This window comes from Cupriavidus sp. 09_S30 (assembly GCF_056930435.1).
In genome coordinates this window covers 1,163,299-1,190,135 of record NZ_JBXOWI010000001.1, presented here as the reverse complement: position 1 = coordinate 1,190,135, position 26,837 = coordinate 1,163,299, and the positions used below count along the sequence as shown (strand labels likewise).

Here is a 26,837-nt window from a genome sequence, read left to right as displayed (position 1 = left end):
GCGCTCAGCGCTTGCCGGGCTGGTAGATCTGGTCGAACGAACCGCCGTCCGCGAAGTGGGCCTTCTGCGCCTTCTGCCAGCCGCCGAACACCTCGTCGATGGTGAACAGCTTGACCTTGGGGAAGTTGGACGCATACTTGGCCGCCACCTTCTGCGAGATGGGGCGGTAGTAGTTCTTCGCCGCGATCTCCTGGCCTTCGTCGGTATAGAGGAACTGCAGGTAGGCCTCGGCCGCCTTGCGCGTGCCCTTTTTGTCGACCACCTTGTCCACCACCGCCACCGGTGGCTCGGCGAGGATCGAGACCGACGGCGCAACGATGTCGAACTTATCCGGACCCAGTTCCTTGATGGCCAGGATGGCTTCGTTCTCCCACGCGATCAGCACATCGCCGAGGCCGCGCTCGACGAAGGTGGTGGTAGCACCGCGCGCGCCCGAATCCAGCACCGGCACGTGCTTGAGCAGTTCGCCGACGAACTCCCTGGCCTTCTGCTCGTTGCCGCCCGGCTGGCGCAGCGCATAGCCCCAGGCCGCCAGATAGTTCCAGCGCGCACCGCCCGAGGTCTTCGGATTGGGCGTGATCACCTGCACGCCCGGCTTGAGCAGGTCGTTCCAGTCCTTGATGCCCTTGGGGTTGCCCTTGCGCACGAGGAACACGATCGTCGAGGTATAGGGCGAGGCGTTGTGCGGCAGGCGCTTCTGCCAGTCCGGCTTGATCAGCCCTTTCTCGGCGATGGCGTCGATGTCATAGCCCAGCGCCAGCGTGACCACGTCGGCGTCCAGGCCGTCGATGACCGAGCGCGCCTGCTTGCCCGAGCCACCGTGCGACTGGCGGATGGTCACGGCATCACTGCCGTTGGCCTTCCACGCCTTGGCGAAGGCAGCATTGACGTCGACATAGAGCTCGCGAGTAGGATCGTAGGAAACGTTCAACAGCGCGGTGTTGGCGGAGGCGTCCTGCGCTGCGCCGATGAGGGCCACTGCCGCGAATCCGATGGCCAGCTTGCGAATCATCTTGTCTTGCTCCCGTCCGAGTATCGTGAAGCGGCGCCTGGGCGCCCCCTTGATGGCCTTCCGCCGTTGGGAAAGCTTGTGTCAGGGAAGAAGACTACCGAGCGGCCTGCCGGAACGGAACGAATGGTTCCGCCGATCCTTGCGCGCTTTGCGCATAAGATCCGGCGGCAATATGCACATGCCGCGCCACGGCAGCAGCCATGGCCGGCGCGGCAGCGGCGCACAAAAGAAAGAACCCGCCCACCTGACGGTGCGCGGGTCAAGTTTCCTGGCGGAAACGGGTAGACAAGTCATGAAGAGCGCCCCCGCATCTCCATGACCGGATCCATCATAGCGAGGCCGCCTCTCGTCCGGATTGACGCACATCAAACGCCGCGCATCGAAGCGTACGTGGCCTACGTGGCGCACATGGCGCACATGGCACGACAAGCAGAACGCACACTGACATGCGGGGTTGAAGATGTTAAGAGGCCGTTACAAAGCAGCCGTACTGTAATACGGGCCCGGCGCTAGAGTAGAGACATAGCATCCCGGAGAAAAGCATCATGAAGCGCCCCCTGCTGGCCGTCGCAGCCTGCGGAGCCCTGACCCTGGTCGCCGCGCAATCCGCGCTGGCCCATGTCGACGTCGGCATCAGTATCGGCGTGCCGGCCCCTGTGTACGTTGCGCCGCCGGTCTATGTCCCGCCGCCTGTGCCAGTCTACGCACCACCGCCCGTCATCTATCCGGCAGCGCCGGTGTATCCGGGAGCGCCGGTGGTAGTGGCCCCGCCGGTCATCGTGATCGGCTGGCACGGCAACCGCTACTGGGATGGCCGCCGCTGGTGGGGCCGTGAGGAGTGGTACGGTCGCCACCACCCCTACTACCGCCACTACTAGGAAGAGCTGACGCAGCCGCGCGGCGCGCCCGCAACGCCATCCCCGCCGCCCCCGGCCTGATGCCACGGCGTCGCCGGCGGCGAAAAAAAAACCGCCCCGATCGGGGCGGTTTCTCGTTGCGGCCTGTGCTGCCTCAGTGGACCACGCCACCGAAGGTGAACGCACCGTCGTGGTAGTCGACCGGCACCACATCCTTGGCGGCGAACTTGCCCTCCAGGATGGCCCGCGCGACCGGGTTCTCGATCTGCTGCTGGATCGCCCGCTTCAGCGGCCGCGCCCCGAACACCGGGTCGTAGCCCGCGCTTGCGATCTTGCGCAAGGCCTCGTCGCTGACCTCCAGCGTCATGTCCATGCGGGCCAGGCGGGCCTGCAGGCGCTGCAACTGGATGCGCGCGATCGCCTCGATGTTCTTCTCGTCGAGCGCGTGGAACACCACCACTTCGTCGATCCGGTTCAGGAACTCGGGGCGGAAATGCGTGCGCACTTCCTGCCATACCGCGCCCTTCACCGCTTCCTGCGGCTCGCCCGCCATCGACTGGATCAACTGCGAACCCAGGTTCGAGGTCATCACGATCACGGTGTTCTTGAAGTCCACCGTGCGGCCCTGGCCATCGGTCAGGCGGCCGTCGTCCAGCACCTGCAGCAGCACGTTGAAGACGTCCGGGTGGGCCTTCTCGACCTCGTCGAGCAGCACCACGCTGTACGGCTTGCGGCGCACCGCCTCGGTCAGGTAGCCGCCCTCCTCATAACCGACATAGCCCGGAGGCGCGCCGATCAGCCGGCTCACGCTGTGCTTCTCCATGAACTCGCTCATGTCGATGCGGATCAGGTGCTCCTCCGAGTCGAACAGGAACTCCGCCAGCGCCTTGCACAGCTCGGTCTTGCCCACGCCAGTCGGCCCCAGGAACAGGAAGGAACCGTAGGGCTTGTTCTCGTCGGCAATGCCGGCGCGCGAGCGGCGGATGGCGTCGGACACCAGCCGTACGGCCTCGTCCTGCCCCACCACGCGCCGATGCAGCCGCTCTTCCATCTTGAGCAGCTTCTCGCGCTCGCCCTGCATCATCTTCGACACCGGGATGCCGGTGGCACGGCTCACCACCTCGGCGATCTCCTCGGCGCCCACCTGCGTACGCAGCAGCTTGTTGGGCTGCTTCTGCTCGCTGGCTTCCGCCGCGTTGGCCGCCTTCAGCTTGCCTTCCAGCCCGGGCAGCTTGCCGTACTGCAGCTCCGCCACCTTGTCGAGCTTGCCTTCGCGCTGCAGCTTGGCGATCTCAAGCTTGATCTTGTCGATCTCCTCCTTGAGCGCGGCCGCGCCCTGGGCGGCGCCCTTCTCCGCCTTCCAGATCTCGTCGAGGTCGGCGTACTCCTTCGACAGGCGCACGATCTCCTGCTCGATCAGCTCGAGCCGCTTCATCGAGGCCTCGTCGGTCTCCTTCTTGACCGCCTCGCGCTCGATCTTGAGCTGGATCAGCCGGCGGTCGAGCTTGTCCATCGACTCCGGCTTGGAGTCGATCTCCATCTTGATGCGCGCCGCCGCCTCATCGATCAGGTCAATGGCCTTGTCCGGCAGGAAGCGGTCGGTGATATAGCGGTGCGACAGCTCCGCCGCGGCGACGATGGCCGGGTCGGTGATCTCGACGCCATGGTGCAGCTCGTACTTCTCCTGCAGGCCGCGCAGGATGGCGATGGTGGCCTCGACCGTGGGCTCGTCCACCAGCACCTTCTGGAAGCGGCGCTCCAGCGCGGCATCCTTCTCGATGTACTTGCGGTATTCGTCCAGCGTGGTCGCGCCGATGCAGTGCAGCTCGCCGCGCGCCAGCGCGGGCTTGAGCATATTGCCCGCATCGATCGCGCCTTCGGCCTTGCCGGCGCCGACCATGGTATGGATCTCGTCGATGAAGACGATGGTCTGGCCTTCGTCCTTGGCCACATCGTTGAGCACGGCCTTGAGCCGCTCCTCGAACTCGCCGCGGTACTTGGCACCGGCCAGCAGGCCCGCCATGTCGAGCACCAGCACGCGCTTGTTCTTCAGGCTCTCGGGCACCTCGCCGTTGACGATGCGCTGCGCCAGCCCTTCGACGATGGCGGTCTTGCCCACGCCGGGCTCGCCGATCAGTACCGGGTTGTTCTTGGTGCGGCGCTGCAGGATCTGGATCGCGCGACGGATCTCGTCGTCGCGCCCGATCACCGGGTCGAGCTTGCCCATGCGCGCGCGCTCGGTCAGGTCGATGGTGTACTTCTTCAGCGCTTCGCGCTGGGTCTCGGCCTCGGCGCTGTCGACCGAACCACCGCCGCGCACCGCCTGGATCGCCGTTTCGAGCGACTTGCGGTTCAGGCCATTCTCGCGCGCGATGCGGCCGGCTTCGCCCTTGTCGTCGCTCACCGCGAGCAGGAAGAGCTCGCTGGCGATGAACTGGTCGCCGCGCTTGATGGCTTCTTTTTCGGTGGCATTGAAGAGACCGGCCAGGTCGCGCCCGATCTGGACCTCGCTGGTGCCTTGCACCTGGGGCAACCGCTTGATGGCGGCGTCCAGCGCGGACTGCAGTCCGTTCACGTTGACGCCGGCGCGGGCCAGCAGGCTGCGCGCGCCGCCGTCCTGCTGCGCCAGCAGCGCACGCAGCACGTGCTGCGGCTCGATGTATTGATTGTCGTGCCCGATCGCCAGGCTCTGGGCGTCTGCCAGTGCTTCCTGGAACCGGGTCGTCAGTTTGTCTAAACGCATGTGGGATCCCTCTCTCGGTATGTGTCCTGATGAGGGTGCGAAGTTGCCGGTCCAGGCGCATGCCGCGCCTGCCAACCGCCGCGGGCGCGCCCTGCGCCCGTTTCCCCATGCCGGACAGCCTATGTCTTACCGGAAGATAGGGCTTTCGGGAGCCATTTCAAGGCGCCAGAGGCGCAACTTCTGATGTGCGTCAAAAGATACGCGGCAGGCTAGCCGGCCGTCCGGCCGGCGACCTCCTCAGCCGAGTCCGCGCCCGGCCTTGTTCTGCAGGTTGCGCACCAGCACCAGGGCCTCGCCCTGCAGCACCGTGCGGCCGTCGCCCCCCGACACCACCGTGGCCAGGTTGACCAGTTCCTTGTCAGCACGCAGCCGCGTCACCCGCACCGAGGCGCTCATCGGCTCGCCCAGGCGCGCCGCCGAGCACAGCCGCAGCGACTGCTTCATCCAGCCGGTGCCGCGACCGGGCAAGCGCGTGCCGAGCAGGTCGGAGAACATGCCGGCCAGCAGCGGCAGCGGCACGATCGCGCCTTCGAAGCCGCGGCTGCTGGCGAACACCGGGTCCGTGTAGAAGGGATTGCGGTCGTCGGTCAGCGACACGTACTCGTCGATATCATCCACGCCGAACATGCGCACGGCCGATGCCTCCTGGCCGACCGACAGTTGATGCAGCGTGGCATCGCCGGCCGGCACGCGCTCCATGCCGTTGCCGTCCAGCGGCGACGGACGCATCATCGCCAGCATGTCGGCGCTGCCTTCGGACAGCAGCATCGCCTCGCCCTGCGCGCTCACCTGCAGTTCCGGATCCGAGATGCGTTCGCGCCCGCGCTGCACGCAGCGGATCGAGGTGCCCAGCGCGAGACGTCCGGGGCCCGGCGCATTGCGCATGACCAGCACGGCCGTCACGCCGTCGCCGGCGAAGGTAGGCCGCGGGAACATCAGCGTCTGCGCGATCGGCAGCACCGGCCCCGACCCGCTGCGCTGCATCTGGGCGCACAGCAGCGAATACAGCAGCATGCCGTGCGCCACGGTGGCGCCGAAGTGGGTGCCGCGCGCGAACTCGGGATCGCAGTGGATGGGATTGTCGTCGCGCGAGAGTGCGGCGAAGCGGTCGAAGTCCGCTTGCGTCAGCACGCGCGGTCGGGATGCGTTCATCGTTGGATTCCTTTTTTCTTTTTCTTGCCACCCGCCACCGCGGCGACGGGTGTTGCCGCTGGCGCGGCGACGCATATTACGCCCGCGCGGCGTTCAGGCCTGGTACTGGCTGCGCAGCCTGTGCTTCTCGATCTTGCCGGAGGGGGTGCGCGGCAGCGACGCGACGAAGCGCACATGACGCGGCACCTTGAACGCCGCCAGCCGCGCGCGGCAATGCGCGATCACGGCCTCTGCGTCCAGCTCCGCGCCCGGCTTGCGCACCACCAGGGCCAGGCCGACCTCGCCCCAGCGCGCATCGGCGGTGCCGATCACCGCGGCCTCCGCCACTTCCGGCAGCTGGAACAGCACGTTCTCCACCTCGGCTGGATAGACGTTCTCGCCGCCTGAGATGAACATGTCCTTGGCGCGGTCGACGATGTAGTAGTCGCCGTCGTCGTCCATGTAGGCGATGTCGCCCGAATGGAGCCAGCCGTCGCGGATCGCGGCCGCTGTGGCTTCGGGCAGGTTCCAGTAGCCCGGCGTCACGCCCGGGCCCTTGATCAGCAGTTCGCCACGCTCGCCCGGGGCAACATCGCGCCCGGCGGCATCCACCACGCGCGTCAGCATGGAGCCGACCGGCTTGCCGATGGTGCCGATCTTGCGGCGCGCGGTCTGCTCCTCGCAGACGAAGACGGTGGGACCGGTTTCGGTCATGCCGAAGCCGAAGCAGATGGTCACGCCCTTGGCCAGATAAGCCTCCAGCAGTGGACGCGGCACCGGCGAGCCGCCGGCGGCGGCGCTGCGCAGGCCGGACAGGTCCGCGCCGGCGAAGCCGGTATGCTGGCTCAGGAACAGGTAGACCGAGGGCACGGCGAAGAACATCGTGATGCCTGCGCCGTTGCGAGAGTCGAGGCGGGCCAGCGTGGCCGCCGCATCGAACTGGCGCATGATGTGCACGGTGCCGCCGGCATGCAATACGGGATTGGCGTACAGGTTCAGGCCGCCGGTATGGAAGAACGGCAGCACATTGAGGAAGACGTCGTCGCGCGTGATCTTGTTGGCCAGCATCGCGTTGACGGCGTTGAAGAACACCATGCCGTAGGTCTGCTTGACGCCCTTGGGGCGGCCGGTGGTGCCCGAGGTGTAGAGCAGGTGCCAGACCTCGTGCTCGTCGCGGCAAGGCATCTCGACGATGCGGCCGGACGCCGCTGCCAGCGCCACCTCGTACTCCAGCCAGCCGCTGGGCACATCTGCAGCCTCGTCGTCGGCGAGATGCAGCACGGCGCGCAGCGGCAAGGCACGCGCCAGCTCGGCCGCGACACCGAGCATGCCGTCGCCGGCCACCAGCAGCGCCGGCGTGCAATCCTGCAGGATGGGCAGCAGTTCGGCCACCGGCGAGCGCCAGTTCAGGCAGACCATGATCATGCCCGCCTTGGCGCAGCCATACAGCATCTCGAAATAGTCGCTGCTGTTGTGCGCGAGCACCGCCACTCTCTCGCCCGGCGCCAGCCGCAGGGATTCGGTCAGGTATTCGGCGAAGCGGCTGGCGCGCTCGTCGAACTGGCGATACGTCACGCTGCGACCGCTTTCCACATCCACCAGCGCCACTTTGTCGGGATGGTGCTGGGCGTTCTTGTGCAGCCAGTCAATCACGTACATTGCCTGGAGTCTCCGCTTGTCGACGGACCTCGCTTCAGGTGGCGATGTCCCTTCCGGCTCCCTCGCCGCGCAGCCGCCCGACGATGCCTTGCGGGAAATAGTACACGCTCAGGATGAACAGCAGGCCAAGCCAGAGCAGCCAGCGGTCCGGATGCAGCAGCCCGGACAGCAGCGGAATGGCCGTGGTGGCGTCGCTGGCCAGCTTCATCACGTCCTGCAGATAGGTCTGCGCCACCAGGAACAGCGCCGTGCCGATCACCGCGCCGTAGATCGTGCCCATGCCGCCGATCACGACGATCAGCAGGATGTCGACCATGATCTCGAAGGACAGCGAGGTGTCCGGCCCGTTGTAGCGCAGCCAGAGGGCCATCAGCACGCCCGCCAGTGCCGCGAACGCGGCCGACAGGACCGTGGAGACAGTGCGGTAGACCACCGTGCGGTAGCCGATCGCCTCGGCGCGGAAGTCGTTCTCGCGGATCGCCTGCAGCACCCGTCCGAACGGCGAATTGACGATGCGCAGCAGCAGCAGGAACAGCACCAGCGCGGCGCAGAAGACGAAGTAGTAGGTGAACAGCTTGCCGTTGAGCGCTACGCCGAACCATTCGGCATCGCCCAGCGAAAAGCCCGGCGTGAACACCTCCGGCACCTTGAAGCTCAGGCCATCCTCGCCGCCGGTCCAGTCAGACAGCTGCGACACCAGGGTGGCGAAGGCCGTGGCCACCGCGAGCGTGATCATGGCGAAGAAGATGGCGCGCACGCGCAGCGAGAACAGCCCGATCACCAGGGCCAGCAGCGCCGCCACCACCAGCGCGCCCAGCGTCCCTGCCGCCAGCGCCGCCCAGCCGGGCTCCATGCGCGTCATCGCGATGGCCACGCCGTAGCCGCCGATGCCGAAGAACATCGTGTGGGCGAAGGAAACGATGCCGGTGTAACCCAGCAGCAGGTCATAGCTGGCCACCAGCACCACGAAGATGCAGATCTTGGCCGCCATGTTGAGCGCACGCGCGCCGGGGAAGACGAAGGGCGCGCAGGCCAGTGCCAGCAGCAGCAACAGCAGCACCACGGACAGCGCGCGGCTGCGCGGCAGGTCGCCGGAAAGCAGTCGGATCATGATCGATGGTCTCCCTGGCTCAGCGCTTGGCCACCGGGTACAGCCCTTGCGGGCGCCACAGCAGGATCAGCATCATCAGCAGGATGTTGGAGAACACGGCCACCTTGGGAAACAGGAAGCCGGTGTAGTTCGCCATCAACCCGACCAGCAGCGCGCCGACGAAGCAGCCGGCGGTGGAACCCAGCCCGCCGATGATGATGACGATAAAGATCAGCACGTTGACCTGGGCCCCGATCGCCGCCGTGATGTTCTGCTGGTACAGGCCCCACAGCACCCCGCCCAGGCCGGCCAGCCCCGCGCCCACGACGAAGACACCGATGAACAGCCGGCGGATGCGGTAGCCCAGCGCCTCGACCATCTCGCGGTTTTCCACGCCAGCGCGGATCAGCAGCCCCAGCCGGGTGCGGTTGAGCACCAGCAGCATCGCCACGAAGATGACCAGCCCCAGCACCACGGCGATCAGCCGGTATTTCTCGATGGCGGCGTCGCCCAGCAGCACCGCGCCGCGGAAGCCTGCGGGCAGTTGGAGCGCGATGGTCTCGGGGCCCCAGATCACCTTGATCAGCTGCTCGGCCACGATCATGCCGCCCATGGTGATCAGGATCTGCTTGAGGTGCTGGCCATAGACCGGCCGCACCACCACCCGCTCGAAGAACAGCCCCACCGCGCCGGCGGCCACCATGGCCGCCACGATGGCCAGCGCGAACACGGCGAGGTTCAGCGCCAGGCTGTCGGCTTCCACCCAGGGCGCAAGCGGCAGCAGCACCGAGGCGGCGACATAGGCGCCCAGGGCGATGAAGGCGCCGTGGCCGAAGTTCAGCACGTCCATCAGCCCGAACACCAGCGTCAGGCCGGACGAGACCACGAAGATGATCATGCCCATGGCCAGCCCCGCCACCGTCAGCGTCAGCCAGGTCGAGCCGCTGCCCACTAGCGGAAAGGCCAGCAGCATCAGCAAGGGCGCCAGCGCGAGCGGGGTCCAGTCCAGCCGGACCTTGGGCAGGTCCGCCGGCGCGGAGGGAAGGCCCGGGGCGTCGGGCAAGGTGCTTGAAGTCGTCATGTCTTTAGGATCCTGACGAGGATGTTCTTGTTGGTGCGCGCATCTTGTTCGTGCGCGCAAAAAGCGCACCGCCGCTACTGGTGCGCCGCCAGCGACAGGCCCAGCAGCCGCTGCTGCAATGCTTCGTCCGCGGCCAGGTCGGCCATGGCGCCAGCGTGCACCACCTTGCCGTCGTCCATCACCGCCACGGTGTCGCCGACCGACTTCGCCATATGGAAGTTCTGCTCCACCAGCAGGATCGACACCTCGGTCTGCTTCAGCTCGCGGAACACCGAGATCATGTTCTGGATGATCGACGGCGCCAGTCCCTTGGTGGGCTCGTCGACGATCAGCAGCTTGCGCGGTTCGATGATGGCGCGCGCCACCGACAGCATCTGCTTCTGCCCGCCGGACAGCACGCCGGCGCGCTGGTGCCAGAAGATCTTCAGCGCCGGGAACATGCGGAAGACCCAGTCCAGGCGCTGTTCGTCGATGGCGCCGCTACGCGCCGCCAGGCGCATGTTCTCGGCCACCGTCAGGTCGGCGAACACGCTCATGTTCTCCGGCACGTAGGCGATGCCCGCCTGCGCGATGGCCGGCGTGGCGCGCCGCGTGATGTCCTCGCCGTCGAAGGCGATGCTGCCCTCGCCGGCGCGCCACAGGCCCATGATGGTGCGCAGCGTGGTGGTCTTGCCCGCGCCGTTGCGCCCCAGCAGCATGGTCACGCCGCCGCGCGGCACGTCCAGGCTGACGCCATGCAGGATGTGGTAGGGCCCGATATGGGTGTGCACGCCGCGCAGGCGCAGGATGGGTTCGTCAGCCATGGCTTGCCTCCGCGTTGCCGGCGCCCGGCTCCGCCGTGCCCAGGTAGGCCTGTTGCACGATGGGCGAGGCGATCACCTCGGCGGGATCGCCGTCCGCCATCAGGGTGCCGTTGTGCAGCACGATGATGCGGTCGGCCAGCGAGCGCACCACGTCCATCTTGTGCTCCACCAGCAGCACGGTCTTGCTGCGGTCCTGCTTGATCTCGTGGATCAGGTCGAGGATCACCGGCACCTCGTCCACGCTCATGCCCGCGGTCGGCTCGTCGAACATGAAGACGCGCGGCTGCAACGCCAGCAGGATGCCCACCTCCAGCTTGCGCTGGTCGCCGTGGGGCAGCGCGGCCACCGGCTGGTGGCGCTTGTCCGCCAGCGCCACCCGCTCCAGGCAGTGCTCCGCCTGCTCGCGCACCTTGCGGTGATGGCTCCAGACGCTGAACAGGTCCAGGCCGAGATGCTGGCGTGCCTGCACCGCCAGCCGCACGTTCTCGAACACCGACAGGTTCGGGAACAGGCTGGTCAACTGGAAGGCGCGGCCGATGCCGCGCCTGGTCTTCTCCGGCACCGGCAGCCGCGTCACGTCCTCGCCGCCGAGCAGGATCTGGCCGGCGCTGGCCGGCAGCTGGCCGGAGATCAGGTTGAAATAGGTGGTCTTGCCGGCGCCGTTGGGCCCGACGATGCAGGTCAGCTCACCGGCGCGGAAGGCGCACGAGACCGCATTGACGGCCACATGGCCGCCAAAGCGGATCGTCAGCCCGCGCGTTTCCAGCGCGGGCGCACCAGCGGCCCCGCGCTGCATGGCCTCCACGGCCGCAGGGGATGTCGCGCCCACGGCAATCAGCGCTTGTTGCGGACCGGCACGACCATCTCCTCGGGCTTGATCTCACGGACCAGCTCGGGCACGCCCCAGGCGAAGGCGGGATCGTTCTTGATCTTGAAGTGGTACATCGACTGCATCGCCTGGTGGTCTTCCTTGCGGAAGGTCATCTTGCCCTTGGGCGTGTCGAAGGACATGCCTTCCATGGCGCCGATCAGCTTCTCCGTATTGGTATCGCCGCCGGTCTTCTTCAGCGCCTCCACCAGCGCGATGCCGGCCGACATGCCGCCCGCGGTGAAGAAATCGGGCGGGGCCTTGAACTTGCTGTAGTGGTTCGACACCAGCCACTCGTTGACCTTGTTCTTGGGGATGCCGAAGTAGTAGTAGGTGGCGCCCTCCATGCCCGGCAGGTTCTTGTATGCCGTCATGGCCGGCAGGATGTTGCCGCCGCTGGCGATCTCGATGCCATAGCGCTTGGGATCGAGGTCGGCGATCTTGAAGGGGTTGCCCGCGCCGGCCCAGATGATGAAGATAACCTTGCGGCCCGGCTTGTCCTTGAGCGAATCGAACAGCCGCTGCGCGCCGGCGGTGAAATCGGTGGTGCTGGTCGGCAGGTATTCCTCGTGGACGATCTTGGCGTTCTTCAGCGCCCCCTTGAAGGCCTTGACGCCGTCGCGGCCGAAGGCGTAGTCCTGCGCCAGCATGGCGATCTGCGTGCCGGGCTTGTCGAGCGCGACCGCGTTGGCGATGGCGTCCTGCGAGGAATTGCGGCCGGTGCGGAAGATGTAGCGGTTCCACTTCTCGCCGGTGATCGAATCGGCCACGGCCGGCTCGACCAGCAGGATCTTCTTGTATTCCTCGGCCACCGGCAGCATGGCCAGCGCGGTGCCCGACGAGGTCGGCCCCACGGCGATATCGGCGCGGTCGTCGCTATAGGCGGCGGCCAGTTGCGCCTTGGCCACGTCGGGCTTGCCCTGGGTGTCCTTCTCGATGACCACCAGCTTGTTGCCGTTGACGGTCATGGTGCCGTTGGTGGCGTAGTCCAGGCCCATCATCAGGCCCGTCTGGGTCTGCTTGGCGTAGGCCTCCAGCGCCCCGGTCTTGTCATAGACGTGGGCGATCTTGATGTCCTTGGCCTGTGCTGCGGCCGCCACCATCAGGCCGGCGGCCAGGGCCAGCGCGCTCAATTGCTTGCCTTGCATGGGTGTCTCCTCTCTCGTTTCGTCTCGATGCGACTGCTCGATGCTGCGTTATCGTCGGATCCGGTCTCAGCCGGCACGTCATCTTAGGGCCTGCGGCCCCTCCCTGCCTGTATCGCCCCCTGCCGCTCCCGCCGGCGCGGTCCCGTCACGCCTGATCAGCGCACCGCCAGGCCGTGCGTGATCAGGTCGAAGGCGGAATCGACCACCTTGTCCATCGACGCCGGCCGCTTCCACAGCGCATAGCGCATGCCGAGGAAGTTGCTGATGCCGATCAGGCACCAGGCGCGCACTTCCGCGTCGCCCGGCACTATCTCGCCCTGCTCTTCCGCCTTGGCGAGGCGGCGGCTGTACAGTTCGGCGAAGACCTGGAAATAGCCACTGTAGATCGCTTCGTCGACAGAGTACGAATCCAGCACGATGCGGTACAGATTCTTGTGGCGCGCCACGAAGGACAGGAAGGCCTTCAAGCCCAGCCGCTCCGCCTCGATCTGGGTGGTGGCAGGCGCCACATGCTTGCGCAGGTGCGCGCGCAGCAGTTCCAGCATGTGCTGCACCAGCGCGCGGAATACATCTTCCTTGTCCTTGAAGTACAGGTAGAAGGTGCCCATGGCCACATCGGCTTCCTGGGTGATCTCCGAGATCGAGGCCACGTAGTAGCCCTTCTCGCCGAACACCTTCTCAGAGGCCCGCAGCAAGGCTTCGCGCGTCTTCTGGCCGCGTGCGGTCTTGGGCCGCGCGGGGCTCGCCGCGCGGGTGTCGCTTACTGGCATCGGGTCTCCGTTCTTGTCGGCGCGCCGCCGCCACGACGCCGGCGCGCCACTTCGCAATGCTGCTGCTCAGGGCGGAACTGCAAGGACCGCCCGCGGCCCGGCCGGAGCAGTCGTCCGGGCGCGCCAAAACATGATAACTGATTCATGTTTCATGATATAAAGCCTGGAATCCGGATGTCAATACATGGCTTTCCCGACGCCCGGTGTGCTGAACGGCCTCATCCGACACAGGATCCGTCATTGGACGCATCAGACCCGCCCCCGCGCGCCGGCACGGCGCCCGCCTCTGACGACACCGGAATCGACGCCGACTTCGAGGTATGCGCCGCCCGTGGCCACCTGCCCGGCTGGCGCGAGACCGGGCGCGGGCGGCCGCTGCTGCTTCTGCACGGCTGGTCGGTGCCGGGCACCGTGTTCGCCGGCCAGGCCGCGTTGGCCCGGCTTGGCTGGCGGGTGATCGCGCCCGACCACGCCGGCCACGGACTGTCGCGCGGCCTGCCCGGCGCCGCGCAGGCCAGCATCGCCCGGCTGGCCGAGGACACGGCGGCGCTGATCCGGCATCTGGGGCTGGAGGACGTGGTGGTGGTCGGCTGGTCGATGGGCGCGATGGTTGCCTGGCGCCTGATGCAGGACCATCCCGGCCTGCCGCTGGCCGCGGTGGGCGCCATCGACATGACGCCGCGCCTGCTGACCGGCCCGGACTGGCCGCATGGGCTGCGTGGAGGCTACGATGCGGAAATGGCCGCGCAGATGGCGGCGCGCGTGCAACACGACTGGCCGGCACTGGCGCCGGCGGTTGCCGCCGAGCTATGGGCGGCCGGCCAGCCTCCTGTCTGCGGGCAGGCCCACCAGGCCGACTTGGTCGCCCTGGTCGCGCACGGCCAGCGGCAGTGCGATCCCGCCGCACTGGCCGCGCTATGGCAAGACATGGCGAGACAAGACCTGCGCCAGGCCTTGCGCGATGCGCGCCTACCCTTACTGCTGCTGCATGGCGAACGCAGCCGCCTCTACGGGCCGGCGGTCGCCGCTGCCGTGGCGGCAATGCAGCCCGCCGCGTTCCGATGCGCCATCGCCGGCGCGGGCCACACCCCGCACCTGGAGCAGCCGGCGGCCTTCAATGCCGCCCTGCTGGCCTTGCTGGAAAAAGCGGAAGCGGGAAGATCAGTGGGAAACTCAGGAAAGCAGCCGGTAGGTCCACAGGCCGGCTGCGGTCAGCAGCAGCGAGCCACCCAGGTGCGCCAGCAGGTGTAGCAGGGCCCAGCCGAAGTCGCCCACGATCAGGTTGGAAATCACTTCGCTGGAAAACGTGGAGAAAGTGGTCAGGCCGCCTAGGAAGCCGGTGATGGCCAGCAGCCGCCACTCCGGCGGCAGTGCCGCGTGTGAATCGAAGAAGCCGACCGCCAGGCCGATCAGGTAGCCGCCGACGAGGTTGGCCGCCAGCGTCCCGTAGGGCAGCGCCGGATTCACCGCATTCCAAGTCACAGAGAAAAACCAGCGCAACCAGGCGCCGATGGCGGCCCCGACCCCGACCGCGATGAAACCGAGCGGCCCCATCAGCGCGCACTTCCTGGCGTCTCGCCCGGCACATCCTCGCCGCTGGCATTGATCGAATCCACTCCCCAACGCCGCAGCGCGGCCTCGTCGGTCACCCGGGCGTCGACCCAGCGCGCGCCTTCCGGCGTGGTTTCCTTCTTCCAGAACGGCGCCTCGGACTTGAGGTAGTCCATGATGAATTCGCAGGCGGCGAAGGCCTCGCCGCGATGGGCGGATGCCACGGCGACCAGCACGATCTGATCGTGCGGCAACAACGGCCCGACCCGATGCACGATGCGCACGCCCAGCAGCGGCCAGCGCGCGCAGGCGGCACGCTCGATGGCCGCCAGCGCCTTCTCGGTCATGCCGGGATAATGCTCCAGCTCCATGCCGCTGACGGCGCTGCCGCCGCTCACGTCGCGCACCGTGCCGATGAAGCTCGCCACCGCGCCGACGGCAGCATTGCCGGTGCGCAGCGCCGCCACCTCGGCGCCCAGGTCGAAATCCTCGCGTTGTACCGTCACGCTCATGGCTGCTCTCCGCTCAACCGCCCGTCACGGGCGGGAAGAAGGCCACCTCGCAGCCATCGGCCAGCGGCGTATCGGCCCGCGCGACAGCATGGTCGACCGCCATGCGCAGCGCCCTGCCCTCGGCCAGCACTGCCTCCCACTCGCCGCCGCGCGCGCGCAGCCACTGCCGCAGGTCGCCCACCGTGGCCACCTGCGCGGGCACCTCCGCACGCTCCTCGGCGCACCCGAGCTGTTCGCGCACGCTGGCGAAATACCTCAGTTCGATCTTCATGTCCGCTCCCTCGTATCTCAGGCCTCAGTACAGCAGGCTATCGAACAGGATGAACTGGACGACATCGCCGGCACGGATCGCCTGGCCCGGCGGATTGTCGATCAGGCCATCGCCCCATACCGTCGAGGTCAGCACGCCCGAGCTCTGGTTGGGGAACAGATCGAGGCCGCCGGCGGCATTGACGCGCGCGCGCAGGAACTCATTGCGGCGATCCCCCTTGTCCAGCGTGAAGTCCGCGCGCAGCGGCAGCCGGCGCGGCGCGACGTCGCCCACGCCCTGCAGGCGCAGGATGAAGGGCCGCACGAAGAGCAGGAAGGTGACGAAACTGGACACGGGATTGCCCGGCAGCCCCAGGAAGAAGGCAGGCGCCGCATTGACCCCCGCGCCCCCCGCTGCCCGCGCCACCTGCCCGAAGGCCAGCGGCTTGCCCGGCTTGATGGCGATCTGCCACAGGTCGAGCCGCCCTTCGGCCTGCACCGCCGGCCGGATGTGATCCTCATCGCCGACCGAGACGCCGCCCGAGGTGATGATCAGGTCGTGGCCGTCGGCGGCCCGGCGCAGCGTCTCGCGCGTCGCCGCGAGCGAGTCCGGCACGATGCCGAAATCGCTGACCTCGCAGCCCAGGTTCTCCAGCAGGCCACGCAGCGTGAAGCGATTGGAGTTGTAGATGGCACCCGGCCTGAGCGGCTCGCCGGGCATCGCCAGTTCGTCGCCGGTGAAGAAGACCGCGACGCGCACGCGCCGCACCACCTCCAGCGCCGCCTGGCCGACCGAAGCCGCCAGCCCCAGCGCCTGCGGCGTCAGCCGCGTGCCGGCCGCCAGGATCTCGCTGCCGGCGCGGATATCCTCGCCGGCGCGGCGGATCCACTCCCCCGCGCGCGGCGCGTGGTTGACCACCACGTGCTCGCCGTCCGCCGTGCACTGCTCCTGCATGACCACGGCATCGGCGCCGGGCGGAATCAGGCCGCCGGTGAAGATGCGTGCGGCGGTGCCGGGCTCCAGCACCGTGCCGACGTGGCCGGCGGGAATGCGCTGCGCCACACGCAGGCGGGCGCCAGGTGCCGGCACATCGGCCGCACGCAGCGCATAGCCATCCATCGCGGTGTTATCGGCAGGCGGCACGTCGAGCGTGCTGGACACGGGCGCGGCCAGTACCCGCCCGTTGGCGAGAAGGGTGTCGACTCTCTCGGCCTGCGTGATCGGGCGGGCGCCATCGAGCAGCGTGTCGAGGGCTTGGGCAAGGGTCAGCATGGGCGGGCGGGACGGCGCAGCGGCTTCGGTCATGGGGGCAGACAGGGCGATCGGGAGCGGTTCGGCGGCAATGCCGCAAACCCCGCTACGGCGCGCTTCCGGCCGGCGCCGGCCGCCCTGCTGCGTGCCCGCGCCAGCCCGGTCCTGCGCTGCGGGGGCTGACAGCCTGATTGTAGCGATTCGACGGCCACGCGGCATGCGGCGTCGCCGCAGATGGCAGGCGTATGCCGCCCGCCTGCCGCGGCGCAAGCGTGCGCGGCGGCAGGCGACACACCGGCCTCAGAGACCGGTGTGGCCGGCGATATAGGCCTTCACGCGGTCCGCATCGGCGGGCACGACCTCGAAGCGCTGCGGCAGCTTCTCGATGCCCTCGAAGCTGGCCGGACGCTCCGGCTCGTGGTCCAGGGCCTCGCGGATGGTGTCGGCGAACTTGGCCGGCAGCGCCGTCTCCAGCACCACCATGGGCACGCCCGGCGACAGGTGTTCGCGCGCCACCTTGATGCCATCGGCGGTGTGGGTGTCGATGGTAATGCCGTAGCGCGCCGACATGTCGCGGATGGTGGCCAGCCGGTCCTGATGGGTGCTGCGGCCCGAGACGAAGCCGAACTCGCCGATGCGGGCGAATTCCGGCGTGCCCGACAGGTCGAAGCCACCCTTGGCGTCGACGTCGCGGAACAGCGCCGACAGCTTGCCGGCATCGCGGCCCATCAGGTCGAAGACGAAGCGCTCGAAGTTGGAGGCCTTCGAGATATCCATGCTCGGGCTCGAGGTATGGAGGGTCTCGGCCGACTTGCGCACGCGGTAGACCCCGGTGCGGAAGAACTCGTCGAGCACGTCGTTCTCGTTGGTCGCCACCACCAGCTTGTCGATGGGCAGGCCCATCATGCGGGCGATGTGGCCGGCGCAGACGTTGCCGAAATTGCCCGAGGGCACGCAGAAGGAGACCTTCTGGCCGGGGCCGCTGGTAGCCAGCAGCCAGCCCTTGAAGTAGTAGACCACCTGGGCCACCACGCGCGCCCAGTTGATCGAGTTGACGGTGCCGATCTTCTGGCGCGCCTTGAACTCGAGATCGTTCGAGACGGCCTTGACGATGTCCTGGCAGTCGTCGAACACGCCTTCGACCGCGAGGTTGAAGATGTTCGGGTCCTGCAGGCTGAACATCTGCGCGGTCTGGAATGCGCTCATCTTGCGGTGCGGGCTCAGCATGAAGACGCGGATGCCGCGCTTGCCGCGCATGGCGTACTCGGCGGCGCTGCCGGTGTCGCCCGAGGTGGCGCCGAGGATGTTCAGCTCCTGCCCCGCACGCGCCAGCGCGTACTCGAACAGGTTGCCGAGCAGCTGCATGGCCATGTCCTTGAAGGCCAGCGTGGGACCGTTGGACAGGCCCAGCAGCTGCAGCGGCGCGCCGCCTTCCTCGCCCAGCGTGCGCAGCGGGGTGATGTCGGCGGTGTTATCGCCGGCGCGCGCATTGCAATAGACCTCGGCGGTATAGGTCTTGCGCGTCAGCGCGCGCAGGTCCTCGGCCGGAATGTCATCGCAGAACTTGGACAGGATCTCGAACGCCAGGTCGGCGTAGGAGAGCTTGCGCCAGGCTTCCAGCTCGTCGGCGGTGACCTGCGGATACTGTAGCGGCAGGTAGAGGCCGCCATCCGGCGCCAGGCCGCCCAGCAGGATTTCGGAGAAGTTTTGCGGCACCTTGTGGCCGCGCGTCGACAGGTAATTCATGGGACCGGGCGCTCGCTCAGTTCAGTTCTTCCATGCGCAGGCGCGTGACGGACGACAGCACGGTCGGCAGCGCCTCGATCTTGGCGATGGCGGCGTTGACCTGCTTCTCGCGTGCCAGGTGGCTCAGCATGATGATGTCGGTCTGCGGCTCGCCCTCGCGCGATTCCTTCTGCAGCATGGCGTCGATGGAAATGCCCGCATCGGCCAGGATGCGGGTGATGTCGGCCAGCACGCCGGTTTCGTCCGACACGCGCATGCGCAGGTAGTAGGAGCTGGTGACTTCCTCGATCGGCAGCACCGGCACGCTCGACAGCTCGTCCGGCTGGAAGGCCAGGTGCGGCACGCGGTGCCCGGGGTCGGCGGTGTGCAGGCGGGTCACGTCGACCAGGTCGGCGATCACGGCCGAGGCAGTCGGCTCGGCGCCGGCGCCCTTGCCGTAGTACAGCGTGGCGCCGACGGCGTCGCCCTGCACCAGCACCGCGTTCATCGCGCCTTCCACGTTGGCGATCAGGCGCGAGGCCGGCACCAGGGTCGGATGCACGCGCAGCTCCACGCCTTCCTCGCGGCGGCGGGTGATGCCCAGCAGCTTGATGCGGTAGCCCAGTTCCTCGGCGTACTTGATGTCGACCGCCGACAGCTTGGTGATGCCTTCCACGTGGGCGCGATCGAACTGCACCGGCATGCCGAAGGCGAGCGCGCTCATCAGCGTGACCTTGTGCGCGGCATCGATGCCCTCGATGTCGAAGGTCGGGTCGGCCTCGGCATAGCCCAGCGCCTGCGCTTCCTTGAGCACCGTGTCGAAGTCCAGGCCCTTGTCGCGCATCTCCGACAGGATGAAGTTGGTGGTGCCGTTGATGATGCCGGCGATCCACTGGATGCGGTTGGCGGTCAGGCCTTCGCGCAGCGCCTTGATGATGGGGATGCCACCGGCCACCGCGGCCTCGAAGGCCACGATCACGCCCTGCTTGCGCGCGGCCTCGAAGATCTCGTTGCCGTGCACGGCCAGCAGCGCCTTGTTGGCGGTGACCACATGCTTGCCGTTGGCGATGGCCTTGAGCACCAGCTCCTTGGCTATGCCGTAGCCGCCGATCAGCTCGACGACGATATCGATGTCGGGGTGGCTCACCACCTCGTTGGCATCGGCCACCACTTCCACCTGCCCACCGGTCAGCTCGCGGGCGCGCTCGGTGTTCAGGTCGGCCACCATCGCGATTTCGATGCCGCGCCCGGCGCGGCGGCGAATTTCTTCCTGGTTACGTTGCAGCACGTTGAACGTGCCGCTACCGACGGTACCGATGCCAAGCAGGCCTACTTTGATGGGATTCATGAACAATCTGCTTCCAGTTGACAAATGGGTGAAACGGCGCCGTGCCGGACGTCAGGCGGCGATGGCGCCGTGGCGTTTGCGGTATGCATCGAGGAAGCGCGCGATGCGGCCGATGGCCTCGCGCAGGTCTTCCTCGTGCGGCAGGAACACGATGCGGAAATGATCGGGCTTGGCCCAGTTGAAGCCCGAGCCCTGCACCAGCAGCACCTTCGATTCCTGCAGCAGCTCGTAGATGAACTCCTGGTCGTCCTGGACCGGGTACATCGACAGGTCGAGCTTGGGGAACAGGTAGAGCGCCGCCTTGGGCTTGACGCAGGTGATGCCGGGAATGGCGGTGATCAGCTCATGCGCCAGGTCGCGCTGGCGGCGCAGCCGGCCGCCGTCGGCCACCAGGTCGTTGATGCTCTGGTAGCCGCCCAGCGCGGTCTGGATGGCCCACTGCCCCGGCACATTGGCGCACAGGCGCATCGACGAGAGCATGTTGAGGCCCTCGATATAGTCCTGGGCCGGGCGCTTGTCGCCGGACACCACCATCCAGCCGGCGCGGTAGCCGCAGGAACGGTAGTTCTTCGACAGGCCGTTGAAGGTGACAGTCAGCACGTCGGTCGACAGCGAGGCGATCGAGGTGTGGGTGCTGCCGTCGTACAGCACCTTGTCGTAGATCTCGTCGGCATAGATGATCAGGCCATGCTCGCGCGCGATCGCCACGATGCCCCGCAGCAACTCGTCCGAATAGAGCGCGCCGGTCGGGTTGTTCGGGTTGATGACGACGATGGCCTTGGTATGCGGCGTGATCTTGGCGCGAATATCGTCCAGGTCCGGCATCCACTCATTCTGCTCGTCGCAGATGTAGTGCACCGGAGTGCCGCCAGACAGGCTGACCGCCGCCGTCCACAGCGGGTAGTCGGGCGCGGGAACCAGCACTTCGTCGCCGTTGTTGAGCAGCGCGTTCATCGCCATCACGATCAGCTCGGAGGCCCCGTTGCCGACGTAGATGTCCTCCAGCCCCACGCCCTGGATCTGCTTCTCCTGGGTGTAGTGCATGATGGCCTTGCGCGCCGCGAAGATGCCCTTGGAGTCCGAGTAGCCTGCCGAGTTGGGCAGGTTGCGCATCATGTCCTGCTGGATCTCTTCCGGCGCGTCGAAGCCGAACACGGCCAGGTTGCCGATGTTCAGCTTGATGATCTTGTGCCCTTCTTCCTCCATCTGCTTGGCCTTCTCCAGCACGGGCCCGCGGATGTCATAGCAAACGTTATTGAGTTTGTGGGATTTCTGGATCGGCTTCACGGCGTGTCGGCGAGTGTTGGGCTGCCGGTCTCCGCGGCAGCGAACTTTTCGGGAATCTGGACGGAATTCGGGAGGCGCGTCCGCTGCGGTGCAACGCAAGCGTGGCAGACAGGGAGGCAAAAGCTATAATTTATCGGATTATGACAGACTTCGGCGCGGATTCTTGCATTGCAGCGCAGTGCTCGCCGCGCCACCGCCGTGACCAGCCCGCCTCCGGCGCCGCACGGCCCGGCCGACAGTGGCCGGGTCCTGGCCGGGCGGGCGCCCTGAGGCTTCCCTTTGAAACTCCACGCCGACCAGCCGCAAACGCTCAATACCGTCACCGCCTACGGACCGGGCTATATCGAGATCAACCTGGTACGCCACACGGATTCCGTGCTGGTCATGCCCGAAGGCGACATCCAGCCATGGCCGGTCGCACGCTTCGAAGACCTGGAAGCGGCCCATTTCGAGGCGCTGCTGCCGCTGAAGCCGGAAGTAGTGCTGCTGGGCACCGGTTCCCGCCTGCGCTTTCCCCATCCGCGCCTGACCGCCGCGCTGTCCAGCCGCCACATCGGCGTCGATGCGATGGACCTGCAGGCGGCATGCCGTACCTACAATATTCTGATGGCGGAAGGCCGCCGGGTCGCGGCGATCCTGCTGCTGGAGCCGGAGGCGGCCTGAAGCCCGGCGCCCTGCCGCCGGCTCGCCGGCGCGCCAGGTTGAGCCGACGCCACGCTTGAAGTTTCCCGGTGCGCCCCAATCTGCCTTCGCCATGGCGGCAGTCCCCTTTCCTGCCCCACCTGCCCCTCCCCTGGAGCCCCAAGCAATGACCGTCAGCCTCGACAAGACCGTACCGGATTTCAGCGCGCCCGCCACCGGCGCCACTTTCAGCCTCGCCGGCCAGCAAGGCAAGACGCTGGTGCTGTACTTCTACCCCAAGGACAACACGCCCGGCTGCACCACCGAGGCCATGAACTTCCGCGACCAGCACGATGACTTCGTCGCGGCCGGCGCCGTCGTGTTCGGCATCTCGCGCGACAGCCTGAAATCGCATGAGAACTTCAAGACCAAGCTGGAACTGCCCTTCGAACTGATCTCGGACGGCGACGAAGCGGTTTGCACGCTGTTCGATGTCATCAAGATGAAAAAGCTCTATGGCAAGGAGGTGCGCGGCATCGAGCGCAGCACCTTCATCATCGACGCGAAGGGCGTGCTGCGCCACGCGATGCGCGGCATCAAGGTGCCCAGCCACGTCGACGAGGTGCTCCAGCACGTTCGCGCGCTCTGAGCGCCGCAAGCTGCGCGGGGCGTGGCAAGCGCACTACGGCCAGCCGGCCCGCGGGCAATTGCCAAACCCGGGGGCTTCAGATAAATTGGGTCGTGATGAGTTCAGATTCCGGTTCCCACGCTGTTTCGTCGTACCGGCCCAGGCGCTCCCCGCCACGGGCCGGTAGCAGAGCTGCCGTGCCGCCACCCCCAATGAAGACCGCCCTGCCCGCCTACCGGGTCCGGCGGTTTTTTTGTCTGTGCGCGCCCCCAGGCCCGCGCCTGGCACCCGCCGGCCCCCGCGCGTTTCCCGCTTCGTCGTCCCCCTGAAAGGAAAGCCAAGCATGCCGCTGCCCACCATGCCCACCAAGCCGGCTCAACTGCTCGACCCGAGCGAGTTCTCCCCGGTTGCCGTGCTGCCCAAGGCCAGAACCGCGACACAGGGTAAGAAACCGGTGCCCGCGCTTGAGCGCGTGGCATTGCTGGAGACCGGCGACGCCGAACCCGTCCCGGCCGCCAAGTCGCGCGCGACGACGACGCGTGCGCGGGCCAAGGACGTGCCCGCCGTCCCGGTCGCGCCGCCTGCCGCCGCACCGGTCAGCCTGCTCAAGCCCGCCGCCGGTCCCAGCCGGCGCGCACGCAAGGACAACGGCCCGAGCAAGCTGTTCGTGCTCGACACCAATGTGCTGATGCACGACCCGAGCTCCCTGTTCCGCTTCGAGGAACACGACATCTATCTGCCGATGATGACGCTGGAGGAGCTCGACAACCACAAGAAGGGTATGAGCGAGGTTGCGCGCAATGCCCGCACCGTCAGCCGCACGCTCGATGCCCTGGTGGCCCATACCGACGGCGCCCTCGACGAGGGCCTGCCGCTGGCCAAGCTCGGCAACCGCGACGCGCAGGGCAAGCTGTTCTTCCAGACGCGGCTGAACGACATCAAGCTGCCGGAAGGGCTGCCGCAGGGCAAGGCGGACAACCAGATCCTGGGCGTGGTCAGCGCGCTGAAGGAACAGCAACCGGGCCGGCAGGTGGTGCTGGTGTCCAAGGACATCAATATGCGCATCAAGGCCCGCGCTTTGGGCCTGCCCGCCGAGGACTACTTCAACGACCAGGTCCTGGAAGACAAGGACCTGCTCTACTCAGGCGTGATGGCGCTGCCGACCGACTTCTGGTCCAAGCACGGCAAGGGGGTGGAAAGCTGGCAGGACCCGAAGTCCGGCGCGATGTTCTACCGCCTGACGGGCCCGCTGGTGCCCTCCTTCCTGGTCAACCAGTTCGTCTTCCTCGAACCCTCCGACGGCAGCCTGCCGCTGTATGCGCAGGTCAAGGAAATCAACGGCAAGACCGCGCTGCTGCAGACGCTGAAGGACTTCACCCATAACAAGAACAATGTCTGGAGCGTGACCGCGCGCAACCGCGAGCAGAACTTCGCGCTGAACCTGCTGATGAACCCCGAGGTCGACTTCGTCACGCTGCTGGGCCAGGCCGGCACCGGCAAGACCCTGCTGGCGCTGGCCTCCGGCCTGGAACAGGTGCTGGACCAGAAGCTGTACAACGAGATCATCGTCACGCGGGCCACGGTGCCGGTCGGCGAGGACATCGGCTTCCTGCCGGGCACCGAGGAAGAGAAGATGCAGCCCTGGATGGGCGCCTTCGACGACAACCTCGAAGTGCTGCAGAAGAGCGACGACAGCGCCGGCGACTGGGGCCGCGCCGCCACGCAGGAGCTGATCCGCTCGCGCATCAAGGTCAAGAGCATGAACTTCATGCGCGGCCGCACCTTCGTCAACAAGTTCGTCATCATCGACGAGGCGCAGAACCTGACGCCCAAGCAGATGAAGACGCTGGTGACGCGGGCCGGCCCGGGCACCAAGATCATCTGCCTGGGCAATATCGCGCAGATCGACACGCCCTACCTGACCGAAGGCTCGTCCGGCCTGACCTATGTGGTGGATCGCTTCAAGGGCTGGAGCCACAGCGGCCATGTCACGCTGGCGCGCGGCGAACGTTCGCGCCTGGCCGACCACGCCGCTGACGTGCTCTGAGCGGAGAGCCGCACGGATGGCGCGTCCGCTTCGCCGCGGACGCGCCCCCTCCTCGCGTTTCATGTGTTTCGCGTCATTTCCTGGACGGAGGCGTCGTCGATGCTGGATAGCCCGAGGCAGATCCCAGGGCGGCGGCCCCCCGCCGCGCGCGCCTTCCCCGCCAGGCTCCGTGCCGTCTGGCTGCCGCTGCTGGCCGGCCTGGCCGCCGCCGCGGCCTGGCACCCGGCCCGCGCCGCCGACAATATGGTGATCCGGACCATGGGCCCGGTCAGCTACGTCTGTGGCGGCATTGCGGAGGACGAGCGGCGCGAACTGGCCGAGCAGGAACACAATTTCAATATGGGCGTGCTGTTCACGCGCGGCGATACCGGCGAATATCTCGCCGACGTGGCGGTGCGGCTGGTCTACGATGGGCAGGAGGTCGCCAGCTTCCGTGCGAGCGGGCCGCGCTGCCTCATACGTGCACCGGAAGGCAGTTACAATATCGAGGCAAGCTACAAGGGGCAGGCGAGATCACTCAAGGTCAATACCGGCACCCGTAACGGGCAACTCCGCTGGTAGGCGGGCAGGTCGATGCCCCTGCCTACCCGGCGGGACGAGATATCGAGGATGCCAGCAAGCCAACCAATCCAGCCTGACGACGCCCCCCGTATGAGGCGCGACCGGTCGCGGCCGGCCTTGCCGCGCCTGCCGCTGCTGTGCCTCTCGGCCTTGTTGCTGGCCGCATGCGCCTCGTCGCCGCCGTCGCGCTACGCTGCATCCGGACGCGTACCGCGAGCGCCCATCTCCGACCCGAGCGCAGGCCTCGAGGAGATCTCGATCCAGGCCATGTCGCTGGTCGGCACCCCCTACCGCTACGGCGGCAACACCCCGGATTCCGGCTTCGACTGCAGCGGCCTGGTGCGCTACGTGGTCGCCCGCGCGGCCAGCGTGAACCTGCCGCGCACCACGGAAGCCATGGGCAGCCGAGGCGTACCGCTCGAGCGCAGCGAGGTGGCCTCGGGCGACCTGGTCTTCTTCAACACCGCAGGCCGGCCCAACTCGCATGTCGGCATCTATGTCGGCCAGAACCGCTTCGTGCACGCGCCCTCCACCGGCGGCACGGTGCGCCTGGAGGACATGACCAAGTCCTATTGGGCATCACGCTACAACGGTGCGCGCCGGATCTCGGGCCCTCTCGACGCCGGCGATTCAGGCGCGATGGCGCAGGCCTCCCCGGTCCCGCCGCCGGCCGCATCCGTGGCGCCCGTCGCCGCGCCGGCCGCCGCACCCACCGCCGCGCCGGCGCCAGACGATGACGACCCGATCGCCGCCTTCGCCAGGCGCTGACCCGTAACGGCATCGCCATTGAATCGTTGGATAAAAGAAAAGGCCGGGCAATGCCCGGCCTTTGTCATTGGCGGCGGCGCGTGCGCGCCCGCCGGCCAAGCGTGCTCACAGCACGTGCTTGCCCACCCACCAGGCGATCGCCGCCATAAAGGCCGATGCCGGAATGGTCAGAACCCAGGCCCAGACGATATTGCCGGCCACGCCCCAGCGCACCGCCGACATCTTCTGCACCGAGCCCACGCCCACGATGGCGCCGGTGATGGTGTGCGTGGTGGACACCGGCACGCCCAGCGCGGAGGCGATGAACAAGGTCATGGCCCCGCCGGTCTCAGCGCAGAAGCCGCCCACCGGCTTGAGCTTGGTGATCTTCTGGCCCATGGTGCGCACGATGCGCCAGCCACCGAACAGCGTACCCATGCCGATCGCCACATAGCAGCAGACGATGACCCAGATCGGCGGCTCGGCGCCACCGGCGGCCACGTGCCCGCTGGCGATCAGCAGCATCCAGATGATGCCGATGGTCTTCTGCGCGTCATTGCCGCCGTGGCCGAGGCTGTACAGCGACGCCGACACCAGCTGCAGCCGGCGGAACCAGCGGTCCACGCGCGAGGGCGGCGTGCGGAAGAAGGTCCAGCCCACGATCACCATCATCAGCGAGCCGAGCACCATGCCCAGCAGCGGCGAGATCAGGATGAAGGCCACGGTCTTCATCAGGCCGCCGCCGACCAGCGCGCCGGTGCCCGACTTGGCCACCGCCGCGCCGACCAGGCCACCGATCAGCGCATGCGAGGAGGAGGACGGGATGCCGTAGTACCAGGTGATCAGGTTCCAGACGATCGCTCCCATCAGGGCGCCGAAGACCACGTAGTGGTCGACGATGGCCACGTCGATGGTACCCGTGCCCACCGTGGCCGCCACCTTCAGGTGGAAGATGAAGATGGCGATCACATTGCACATGGCCGCCATCGCCACCGCGTGGTGGGGCTTGAGCACCCCGGTGGAGACCACGGTCGCGATCGAGTTCGCCGCATCGTGGAAACCGTTCATGAAGTCGAACAACAGGGCGAGCGACACCAGCAGGGCGATCACCCACAGGCTGATTTGTACGGTCTGCATGCCGATCCGC

Annotated in this window: 25 protein-coding genes; 7 read left to right on the top strand and 18 right to left on the bottom strand. The window is 67.4% G+C overall.

The genetic code is table 11. From position 1 onward, the window contains the following. Positions 1-4 precede the first annotated feature (4 nt). Positions 5-1,012 carry a sulfate ABC transporter substrate-binding protein gene (locus AC1Z3O_RS05580; protein WP_483514191.1) on the bottom strand — a complete coding sequence of 336 codons (1,008 nt, stop codon included), beginning with the start codon at positions 1,010-1,012 and terminating at the stop codon, positions 5-7. A gap of 545 nt (positions 1,013-1,557) precedes the next feature. Between AC1Z3O_RS05580 and AC1Z3O_RS05575 the strand changes: the two genes are divergently transcribed. Continuing rightward, entirely contained in the window at positions 1,558-1,890 is a 333-nt protein-coding gene (locus tag AC1Z3O_RS05575; protein ID WP_483514189.1) for a hypothetical protein, read from the top strand. A gap of 133 nt (positions 1,891-2,023) precedes the next feature. Here AC1Z3O_RS05575 and clpB read toward each other — a convergent pair whose 3' ends face one another. The 9 genes from clpB to AC1Z3O_RS05530 form a co-directional block, all read right to left on the bottom strand. Continuing rightward, entirely contained in the window at positions 2,024-4,612 is a 2,589-nt protein-coding gene (gene clpB / locus AC1Z3O_RS05570; RefSeq protein ID WP_483514187.1) for an ATP-dependent chaperone ClpB, read from the bottom strand. 237 nt (positions 4,613-4,849) lie between these two features. After that, positions 4,850-5,764: a MaoC/PaaZ C-terminal domain-containing protein gene (locus AC1Z3O_RS05565; RefSeq protein WP_483514185.1), complete on the bottom strand. Its 915-nt coding sequence runs from the start codon at positions 5,762-5,764 to the stop codon at positions 4,850-4,852. A gap of 93 nt (positions 5,765-5,857) precedes the next feature. Next, positions 5,858-7,402 (bottom strand): acyl-CoA synthetase, encoded by a 1,545-nt coding sequence (locus tag AC1Z3O_RS05560; RefSeq protein WP_483514183.1) that lies wholly within the window; start codon positions 7,400-7,402, stop codon positions 5,858-5,860. Between the two features lie 34 nt (positions 7,403-7,436). Further along, a complete protein-coding gene (locus AC1Z3O_RS05555; protein ID WP_483514181.1) occupies positions 7,437-8,513 on the bottom strand; it encodes a branched-chain amino acid ABC transporter permease in 1,077 nt (358 codons plus the stop codon). A 19-nt stretch (positions 8,514-8,532) separates the two neighbouring features. Further along, on the bottom strand, positions 8,533-9,573 hold the full coding sequence (locus AC1Z3O_RS05550) for a branched-chain amino acid ABC transporter permease (protein WP_483514179.1): 1,041 nt from the start codon (positions 9,571-9,573) through the stop codon (positions 8,533-8,535). Between the two features lie 74 nt (positions 9,574-9,647). After that, entirely contained in the window at positions 9,648-10,376 is a 729-nt protein-coding gene (locus AC1Z3O_RS05545; protein ID WP_483514176.1) for an ABC transporter ATP-binding protein, read from the bottom strand. Then, complete coding sequence (locus AC1Z3O_RS05540; protein WP_483517525.1) at positions 10,369-11,172, bottom strand: ABC transporter ATP-binding protein; 804 nt, start codon at positions 11,170-11,172, stop codon at positions 10,369-10,371. Before AC1Z3O_RS05540 ends, AC1Z3O_RS05545 begins: the two co-directional genes overlap by 8 nt. Positions 11,173-11,210: 38 nt before the next feature. Next, positions 11,211-12,392: a substrate-binding domain-containing protein gene (locus tag AC1Z3O_RS05535; RefSeq protein WP_483514173.1), complete on the bottom strand. Its 1,182-nt coding sequence runs from the start codon at positions 12,390-12,392 to the stop codon at positions 11,211-11,213. Positions 12,393-12,547: 155 nt separating this feature from the next. Further along, positions 12,548-13,162 (bottom strand): TetR/AcrR family transcriptional regulator, encoded by a 615-nt coding sequence (locus AC1Z3O_RS05530; protein WP_483514170.1) that lies wholly within the window; start codon positions 13,160-13,162, stop codon positions 12,548-12,550. A gap of 240 nt (positions 13,163-13,402) precedes the next feature. Here AC1Z3O_RS05530 and AC1Z3O_RS05525 point away from each other — a divergent pair, with 240 nt between their 5' ends. Beyond that, the gene (locus AC1Z3O_RS05525) at positions 13,403-14,413 is read left to right on the top strand and encodes an alpha/beta fold hydrolase (RefSeq protein ID WP_483514168.1); all 1,011 of its coding nucleotides are present in this window, start codon (positions 13,403-13,405) and stop codon (positions 14,411-14,413) included. On the opposite strand, the gene crcB is transcribed toward AC1Z3O_RS05525, so the two are convergent. The 7 genes from crcB to AC1Z3O_RS05490 form a co-directional block, all read right to left on the bottom strand. Next, positions 14,336-14,716 (bottom strand): fluoride efflux transporter CrcB, encoded by a 381-nt coding sequence (crcB, locus tag AC1Z3O_RS05520; RefSeq protein ID WP_483514166.1) that lies wholly within the window; start codon positions 14,714-14,716, stop codon positions 14,336-14,338. The two genes, AC1Z3O_RS05525 and crcB, sit on opposite strands and share 78 nt — an antisense overlap. Beyond that, on the bottom strand, positions 14,716-15,225 hold the full coding sequence (locus tag AC1Z3O_RS05515) for a molybdenum cofactor biosynthesis protein MoaE (protein WP_483514165.1): 510 nt from the start codon (positions 15,223-15,225) through the stop codon (positions 14,716-14,718). Before AC1Z3O_RS05515 ends, crcB begins: the two co-directional genes overlap by 1 nt. Before the next feature lie 13 nt (positions 15,226-15,238). Continuing rightward, complete coding sequence (moaD, locus tag AC1Z3O_RS05510; protein ID WP_483514164.1) at positions 15,239-15,496, bottom strand: molybdopterin converting factor subunit 1; 258 nt, start codon at positions 15,494-15,496, stop codon at positions 15,239-15,241. Positions 15,497-15,520: 24 nt separating this feature from the next. Continuing rightward, positions 15,521-16,780: a molybdopterin molybdotransferase MoeA gene (locus tag AC1Z3O_RS05505; protein WP_483514162.1), complete on the bottom strand. Its 1,260-nt coding sequence runs from the start codon at positions 16,778-16,780 to the stop codon at positions 15,521-15,523. A 246-nt stretch (positions 16,781-17,026) separates the two neighbouring features. Beyond that, entirely contained in the window at positions 17,027-18,472 is a 1,446-nt protein-coding gene (gene thrC / locus AC1Z3O_RS05500) for a threonine synthase (RefSeq protein WP_483514160.1), read from the bottom strand. A 16-nt stretch (positions 18,473-18,488) separates the two neighbouring features. Further along, positions 18,489-19,799 (bottom strand): homoserine dehydrogenase, encoded by a 1,311-nt coding sequence (locus tag AC1Z3O_RS05495; RefSeq protein ID WP_483514158.1) that lies wholly within the window; start codon positions 19,797-19,799, stop codon positions 18,489-18,491. A 51-nt stretch (positions 19,800-19,850) separates the two neighbouring features. Next, positions 19,851-21,086, bottom strand: a complete 1,236-nt coding sequence (locus tag AC1Z3O_RS05490) for a pyridoxal phosphate-dependent aminotransferase (RefSeq protein WP_483514157.1) — start codon at positions 21,084-21,086, stop codon at positions 19,851-19,853. Positions 21,087-21,365: 279 nt separating this feature from the next. Between AC1Z3O_RS05490 and AC1Z3O_RS05485 the strand changes: the two genes are divergently transcribed. The 5 genes from AC1Z3O_RS05485 (at position 21,366) to AC1Z3O_RS05465 (ending at position 25,711) form a co-directional block, all read left to right on the top strand. After that, complete coding sequence (locus AC1Z3O_RS05485; protein WP_483514155.1) at positions 21,366-21,749, top strand: Mth938-like domain-containing protein; 384 nt, start codon at positions 21,366-21,368, stop codon at positions 21,747-21,749. A gap of 145 nt (positions 21,750-21,894) precedes the next feature. After that, positions 21,895-22,356, top strand: coding sequence for a peroxiredoxin (locus AC1Z3O_RS05480; protein ID WP_483514153.1), 462 nt, complete (start codon positions 21,895-21,897; stop codon positions 22,354-22,356). Positions 22,357-22,678: 322 nt separating this feature from the next. Then, a complete protein-coding gene (locus AC1Z3O_RS05475) occupies positions 22,679-24,382 on the top strand; it encodes a PhoH family protein (RefSeq protein WP_483514151.1) in 1,704 nt (567 codons plus the stop codon). A 99-nt stretch (positions 24,383-24,481) separates the two neighbouring features. Beyond that, entirely contained in the window at positions 24,482-24,943 is a 462-nt protein-coding gene (locus tag AC1Z3O_RS05470; RefSeq protein WP_483514150.1) for a hypothetical protein, read from the top strand. A 90-nt stretch (positions 24,944-25,033) separates the two neighbouring features. Further along, on the top strand, positions 25,034-25,711 hold the full coding sequence (locus tag AC1Z3O_RS05465; RefSeq protein WP_483514148.1) for a C40 family peptidase: 678 nt from the start codon (positions 25,034-25,036) through the stop codon (positions 25,709-25,711). A gap of 105 nt (positions 25,712-25,816) precedes the next feature. Here the strand turns inward: AC1Z3O_RS05465 and AC1Z3O_RS05460 are convergent, their stop codons facing one another. Continuing rightward, positions 25,817-26,827: an anion permease gene (locus AC1Z3O_RS05460; protein ID WP_483514147.1), complete on the bottom strand. Its 1,011-nt coding sequence runs from the start codon at positions 26,825-26,827 to the stop codon at positions 25,817-25,819. Between the last annotated feature and the right edge of the window lie 10 nt (positions 26,828-26,837).

Coding starts and splice junctions, on each gene's coding strand:
- AC1Z3O_RS05580 (WP_483514191.1), bottom strand. CDS start 1,012: ATGATTCGCAAGCTGGCCATCGGATTCGCGGCAGTGGCCCTCATCGGC.
- AC1Z3O_RS05575 (WP_483514189.1), top strand. CDS start 1,558: ATGAAGCGCCCCCTGCTGGCCGTCGCAGCCTGCGGAGCCCTGACCCTG.
- clpB (WP_483514187.1), bottom strand. CDS start 4,612: ATGCGTTTAGACAAACTGACGACCCGGTTCCAGGAAGCACTGGCAGAC.
- AC1Z3O_RS05565 (WP_483514185.1), bottom strand. CDS start 5,764: ATGAACGCATCCCGACCGCGCGTGCTGACGCAAGCGGACTTCGACCGC.
- AC1Z3O_RS05560 (WP_483514183.1), bottom strand. CDS start 7,402: ATGTACGTGATTGACTGGCTGCACAAGAACGCCCAGCACCATCCCGAC.
- AC1Z3O_RS05555 (WP_483514181.1), bottom strand. CDS start 8,513: ATGATCCGACTGCTTTCCGGCGACCTGCCGCGCAGCCGCGCGCTGTCC.
- AC1Z3O_RS05550 (WP_483514179.1), bottom strand. CDS start 9,573: ATGACGACTTCAAGCACCTTGCCCGACGCCCCGGGCCTTCCCTCCGCG.
- AC1Z3O_RS05545 (WP_483514176.1), bottom strand. CDS start 10,376: ATGGCTGACGAACCCATCCTGCGCCTGCGCGGCGTGCACACCCATATC.
- AC1Z3O_RS05540 (WP_483517525.1), bottom strand. CDS start 11,172: ATGCAGCGCGGGGCCGCTGGTGCGCCCGCGCTGGAAACGCGCGGGCTG.
- AC1Z3O_RS05535 (WP_483514173.1), bottom strand. CDS start 12,392: ATGCAAGGCAAGCAATTGAGCGCGCTGGCCCTGGCCGCCGGCCTGATG.
- AC1Z3O_RS05530 (WP_483514170.1), bottom strand. CDS start 13,162: ATGCCAGTAAGCGACACCCGCGCGGCGAGCCCCGCGCGGCCCAAGACC.
- crcB (WP_483514166.1), bottom strand. CDS start 14,716: ATGGGGCCGCTCGGTTTCATCGCGGTCGGGGTCGGGGCCGCCATCGGC.
- AC1Z3O_RS05515 (WP_483514165.1), bottom strand. CDS start 15,225: ATGAGCGTGACGGTACAACGCGAGGATTTCGACCTGGGCGCCGAGGTG.
- moaD (WP_483514164.1), bottom strand. CDS start 15,496: ATGAAGATCGAACTGAGGTATTTCGCCAGCGTGCGCGAACAGCTCGGG.
- AC1Z3O_RS05505 (WP_483514162.1), bottom strand. CDS start 16,780: ATGACCGAAGCCGCTGCGCCGTCCCGCCCGCCCATGCTGACCCTTGCC.
- thrC (WP_483514160.1), bottom strand. CDS start 18,472: ATGAATTACCTGTCGACGCGCGGCCACAAGGTGCCGCAAAACTTCTCC.
- AC1Z3O_RS05495 (WP_483514158.1), bottom strand. CDS start 19,799: ATGAATCCCATCAAAGTAGGCCTGCTTGGCATCGGTACCGTCGGTAGC.
- AC1Z3O_RS05480 (WP_483514153.1), top strand. CDS start 21,895: ATGACCGTCAGCCTCGACAAGACCGTACCGGATTTCAGCGCGCCCGCC.
- AC1Z3O_RS05475 (WP_483514151.1), top strand. CDS start 22,679: ATGCCGCTGCCCACCATGCCCACCAAGCCGGCTCAACTGCTCGACCCG.
- AC1Z3O_RS05470 (WP_483514150.1), top strand. CDS start 24,482: ATGCTGGATAGCCCGAGGCAGATCCCAGGGCGGCGGCCCCCCGCCGCG.
- AC1Z3O_RS05465 (WP_483514148.1), top strand. CDS start 25,034: ATGAGGCGCGACCGGTCGCGGCCGGCCTTGCCGCGCCTGCCGCTGCTG.
- AC1Z3O_RS05460 (WP_483514147.1), bottom strand. CDS start 26,827: ATGCAGACCGTACAAATCAGCCTGTGGGTGATCGCCCTGCTGGTGTCG.